Origin of the sequence: Robinsoniella sp. RHS, from assembly GCF_001029355.1 — a bacterium.
Classification (GTDB): domain Bacteria; phylum Bacillota; class Clostridia; order Lachnospirales; family Lachnospiraceae; genus Robinsoniella; species Robinsoniella peoriensis.
This window is the reverse complement of record NZ_JNGB01000178.1, coordinates 1-4,824: the sequence shown is the minus strand read 5'-3', so window position 1 is coordinate 4,824 and position 4,824 is coordinate 1. Positions and strand designations below refer to the sequence as shown.

The following is a 4,824-nucleotide window of genomic DNA, read 5'->3' as shown; positions in this document are numbered from 1 at the left end:
GTCAGGTGAGCTCGGACAGAGTAATTGTTCTGGACCCCGGACACGGCGGAGATGACCCTGGAAAGGTTGGGATTAATAAAGCTCTTGAGAAAGATCTGAATCTGGCAATAGCCAAGAAAATTCAGAAAATCCTCACAGATAAAGGAGTTACGGTTGTAATGACCAGGGAAACGCAGGATGGGCTTTATGATCCCGGTGCTTCCAATAAGAAGCAGCAGGATATGAGAAAACGATGTGAACTAATTGACAGCGCCAACCCCAGATTTACGGTGAGCATCCATCAGAACAGTTATACTGCCGAGTCGGTGCATGGTCCTCAGGTATTTTATTATTCCCAGTCTGCAGATGGGCAGAAGATCGCAGCTTACATACAGGAAGCGCTGAATCAGGGACTGGCGGTGGACCGGGCAAGGGAGATCAAGGCCAATGACAGTTACTATCTGCTGAAAAAGACAAAGAGCCCAACTGTTATTGTGGAGTGTGGGTTTTTGAGTAATCAGGCAGAGGCTGCTATGCTGGTTACAGATGAATATCAGGAAAAAGTGGCACAGGCGGTGTGTGATGGGGTTTTGAAGTGTTTGGAGAAGTAGAAATAAGTGGATAATTTACTTTAAATGAGCGCTGTGGTTTGGTATGATTAAAATATCAAATTCCAGCGTTTCTATGTCCTATGGGACAAGTCAAATGGGTAAAGTTTTTTGCCTGATAATTCCAGAGAATGATATTTGCATTACTGATATGGCAGGTGCAAAACATAACAATATAAGAGCGGCGGATGTTATAAAAAATTGGACGAGGAATCTGATTACATACGTTTGTTTTAAGTGTTTCAGAGTGGATTGAAAAGACAGATGCAGTCCTGGTGGTGTTTGGGGAGCGGCATGGGATCAGTCCGATGTTTACTTCATTTGAAAATTGGACAGGTCATAAGCCGGATAGACTGCCGGGTGCAGAGAAAGAATTGGTGCGCAGATTTATGCATTGCTATGGCCCGGCAACATTAGAATCATTCATTGATTGGCTGTGATGCTCGACGGCACAGGGCAAGCGGCTGTGGAGCGGCATTGCGGAGGAAGTAGAACCGGTTCAGGTCGAGGGCGCATTGTCGGTATATGGAAGACTAAAACGCTGAAAGAAAAACTATAGTTGTCCATGATTGCATGGGAACATCTCCAGTCGTCAGAACAGCGGGAGTTGGAGCGTCTTGCGGAAGAATATGCCGCGTTTCGGCGGCTAAAGCTGAGTAAGTGTAAAATAGATAAGGATAACGGGATTACTAGTTAGAATAACCAAAAAAGACCTGAGTCAGGTTAATCTTTTAAAATTACAGAATTGTTAAATGGAATGGACTTTGTCCATTCCATTCTTTTGGGTTTTTCGTTATAATTGTTTTAGAATGAATATACCATATGAAGGGTGCCGGACAGGTAGTTAAATTTGACATTACCGTTAATAGGGAGGAGATATAAAAATGATACATACAAATTTAAATGTAGATAAGTTTTGCAGGCATTTAGAAAAAGTGATTCATGTTCCAATTATAAAGTTTGATGCAGAAAATAAACTACTTGTAAATTATGCGGGGAGTGATCATATACAATTGCCTCATTTTTCTGAGGAAGAAGGCAAAAGGTTAAGAGAGATAAAGGTGGGAATTATGAACAGCGATGATGATGTTGTATTTGGAGCAGCAGCAGATTGTGAAGAAAATCTTTTTTTGATTGGACCAGTCTGTTTTTACGCTGATTACAAAAGTCTCCCCCAAAATCCTGCTTTTTATTGTCCTTTCTTAACATTAGTTGAAGCCTTGTTGATGCTTTATGATTATATGACTGGCACGGAGATGAATTATATAGAGTTTATGAAAAATAATAGCAGCATCCAATATGAAAGAAATATAGAGGAGATGCGTTCACAATATCATTTTAGGCAGCAGGAGAATGGATGGCTTCATAATTCCTATATGCAGGAGGAGCGGGAGCAAAGTGCTATACGTGAAGGGGATATAGAGAAGCTAAAGAATGCTATTGAGGAGCCTCGTATTGGAAGATTAGGAGTCAGTTCACAAAATATTATTCGTTCCGCTAAAAACAATTGCATTACCGTAATGGCAATATCAGTTCGTTCGGCTATAGAGGGAGGTCTTGATTCGGAAGAGGCATTTCAACTTGGTGATAATTATATGGCTCAGATTGAGAATCAAAATAGTGTCAAAAGTCTGACTGCTGTTACTAGAAATGCAGAAATGGAGCTGACTAGAATTGTGGCAGAAAGAAACAGAAAAAAACAGGAAAAAATGAAGAATACCAACCCATATATAGAAAGCTGTAAAAAATATATTTATAAACATTTGCATGAAAAAATATTAGTTCATGAAATAGCGGATGCAATTGGCCTGAATGAAAGTTATCTTTCTAACCTATTTCGGCAAAAAGAAGAGATCACAATTACTGATTATATTATGCGACAAAAAATATACTATGCTCAGAATCTTTTGATTTATTCGGATTATAGTTATACTGACATTGCCTATTATTTTGATTTTTCCTCACGCAGTCATTTTGGTGCAACATTTAAAAAAGTGACTGGTATGACGCCAAAGCAATATAGAGATCAGAACAGAGAAAAATCTTTTTTGGAGAATGAAAGAATCTTGATAAAAACACAAGTATTTTGATAAAAATAGAGAGCTATCCCTGATATAATTGAGACAACATAGTGAAAAAGGGAGGAATTTTAGTATGAAAATTGAAACGCACCGACTATATGAGAACAGAGATGATGTGACCCTCACAGCATATATTCTGGATGATTCTCCAGAATTAGCGGCAGGAAAGAGAAGACCTGCGATTATTGTGAATCCTGGCGGGGCTTATGTGATGCTTTCAGACCGTGAAGCCGAACCGATAGCAATGCGGTTCGCAGGAATGGGATTTCATACCTTTGTATTGCGTTATTCTGTTTTTACTGGGGGCACAAATGTATGGCCTGAGAATCTAAAAAACTTACCCCCTGATAAAAAGGAGGTTCAGTATCCAGCACCGCTTATAGAACTTGGTATGTCAATGCTGACTGTGAAAAAACACGCAGATGAGTGGTGCATTGATCGGGAACAGATCGGTATCTGTGGTTTTTCGGCAGGTGGTCATAATTGTACGATGTACGCATCCAGCTGGTTCCGTAGTATTCTCACGGAAAGCTTGCATACAACAGAAGCTCAGCTGCGTCCGGCCTTTTGCATTGTAGGCTATCCATTTGTAGACTGGGAGTTTCAATACAATTTGGAAATGGATGAGTTGACAAGAGATAGTTATAGATGGATGTATCAGGACTATTTTGGAGAAACAGATCCGCCAGCAGAAAAAATGAGAGCTTGCAGCCCTAATTACATGATAACCCGAAAGACGGCGCCGACGTTTATATGGACCACAGCAACGGACAAATCTGTAGATCCAAGACATTCCATTCGGCTTGTGGAAGCAATGGCAGATCATGGTGTTCCCTATGAGTTTCATATTTTTAGTGAAGGAGCGCACGGGTTGGCGCTTGCTGATCGGGCGACATTTCAGAAGTCGGGTGATATAAATGAAACAGTAGCTCAATGGGTTCCACTCGCAGATATGTGGCTAAAGAATATAGTAAAACTTGGGACAAACAATTAATATTCCCAGAGGAAGGAAAGTTGTCATGAAGGAAAAATTAGATCCCCGCGGAAAGTTGTCATTTAAGGAAAGGCTTGGCTATAGCCTTGGTGGTTATGGAATCAATATTACCTATTCTCTTTTATCATCATTTTTACTTGTATACTATGTCAGTGTTGCTGGTGCCAATCCAGCAGTTGCGGCAAGTATCATTGCAATATCCAGAATTTTTGATGGAATTACAGATTTAATTATGGGTTATGTGGTAGATCATACAAAAAGCAAATTCGGAAAAGCCCGTCCCTGGATTATTCGCTTAAGTCTTCCGCTGGCGGTTTGTACCGTGTTAATGTTTAGTGCTCCATCAAGTCTGGGCGGTGCAGGGCTGACAGCCTATATGTTTATTACTTATAATCTGGTGGCCTCTATATTTTATACCGGTATGAGCGTTCCCTTTAACTCTATGAACGGATTTATGACACTGGTACAGTATGAAAGAGGACTTCTGGGGAATCTGCAATTCATTACTGCTACGGCGGCCACCATGACGCTTAATACAGTTCTTCTTAGAATGACCAGATTCTTTGGCAATGGCGAACAGTATACCAATAGTGGCTGGCGTATGTCCATTGGTATTTTAATGGTTGCAGCAATTATATGCAACGTGTTTTGTTTCCTGTTATGCCGCGAACGTGTGACCGAAAATGCCGAAGATCTGGCCGCTGAAAATAGTGAAAAAGAACAGCGGCAGATACCGGAGTCGAAAGCATCCGTTCTTCAAATACTCAAAGGTTTAGTCACAAATCCTTACTGGGTAATTATTGTGATCTTTATGTTTATGCTTAATATCATGATGTCAACCTTCTTTGGATCGGGTATTTACTTCGCACAGTATCGCCTGAACGACACAGATATTTATTCACCGATTGCCAATGCGCTTTCTATGGCGCAGATTGTTACTATGTTTGTAACACCATTTATTATGAGAAAAATAACTAAGAGAAATTTGTGTATTCTTGGTTTGGTTGTTACAGTGATTGGTTTTACTGGAACCGCCTTTGCCACAGGCAGTGTATCTCTTTTGATTGTAATGTCCATCATAAAGGGGATTGGATTTGGCGCCTCAGCGGCTCCTATGTATGGCATGCTTCAAGACTCTATCACATATGGGGAATGGAAGAAT

5 protein-coding genes are annotated in these 4,824 nt (G+C 40.5%); all 5 read left to right on the top strand.

Translation table 11 applies throughout. The features are described 5' to 3' along the window. A partial coding sequence (locus RHS_RS27635; RefSeq protein WP_047834997.1) for an N-acetylmuramoyl-L-alanine amidase occupies positions 1 to 590 on the top strand: 590 nt, incomplete at its 5' end. Positions 591 to 862: 272 nt separating this feature from the next. Further along, entirely contained in the window at positions 863 to 1,027 is a 165-nt protein-coding gene (locus RHS_RS32175) for a DNA glycosylase AlkZ-like family protein (protein WP_395023610.1), read from the top strand. 444 nt (positions 1,028 to 1,471) lie between these two features. After that, entirely contained in the window at positions 1,472 to 2,677 is a 1,206-nt protein-coding gene (locus RHS_RS27630; protein ID WP_047834996.1) for a helix-turn-helix domain-containing protein, read from the top strand. A gap of 64 nt (positions 2,678 to 2,741) precedes the next feature. Further along, on the top strand, positions 2,742 to 3,662 hold the full coding sequence (locus tag RHS_RS27625; RefSeq protein WP_027295167.1) for an alpha/beta hydrolase: 921 nt from the start codon (positions 2,742 to 2,744) through the stop codon (positions 3,660 to 3,662). 25 nt (positions 3,663 to 3,687) lie between these two features. Next, the coding region (locus RHS_RS27620; RefSeq protein WP_047834995.1) for a glycoside-pentoside-hexuronide (GPH):cation symporter at positions 3,688 to 4,824 on the top strand (1,137 nt) is incomplete at its 3' end.